This window comes from Alcanivorax profundi (genome assembly GCF_003597125.1).
Classification (GTDB): domain Bacteria; phylum Pseudomonadota; class Gammaproteobacteria; order Pseudomonadales; family Alcanivoracaceae; genus Alcanivorax; species Alcanivorax profundi.
Genome location: NZ_QYYA01000164.1, coordinates 1 through 396, shown reverse-complemented (window position 1 = coordinate 396; position 396 = coordinate 1). Strand labels below are relative to the sequence as shown.

General features: G+C 50.0%; 1 protein-coding gene. It reads left to right on the top strand.

What is annotated here, in order from left to right; all coding sequences use genetic code 11:
• Nucleotides 1–396, top strand: a 396-nt coding sequence (locus tag D4A39_RS19355) for a M13-type metalloendopeptidase (RefSeq protein WP_147393979.1), incomplete at both ends; no start/stop codon positions are given.

The following is a 396-nucleotide window of genomic DNA, read 5'->3' as shown; positions in this document are numbered from 1 at the left end:
CCAACGAGATCTGCTTCCCTGCAGCTATTCTCCAGCCTCCATTCTTCGACCCGACAGCCGATGATGCGATGAACTATGGTGGTATCGGTGGTGTAATCGGTCATGAGATGAGTCATGGCTTTGACGATCAGGGCAGCCAGTTTGACAAGACCGGTAATCAGCACAACTGGTGGACTGCTGCTGACAAGAAGAACTTCGAGTCTCGCACCAAGATCCTGGTTGACCATTTCAACAAGATTGAGTTGGCTGGCAAGAAGGTAAACGGCCAGATGACCCTGGGTGAGAACATCGGTGACAATGGTGGTTTGAACATCGCTTTCCGTGCACTTCAGAATGTGATGAAGACAGAGAAGTTGGGTGTGAAGGATGGATTTACTCCAGAACAGCGCTTCTTCT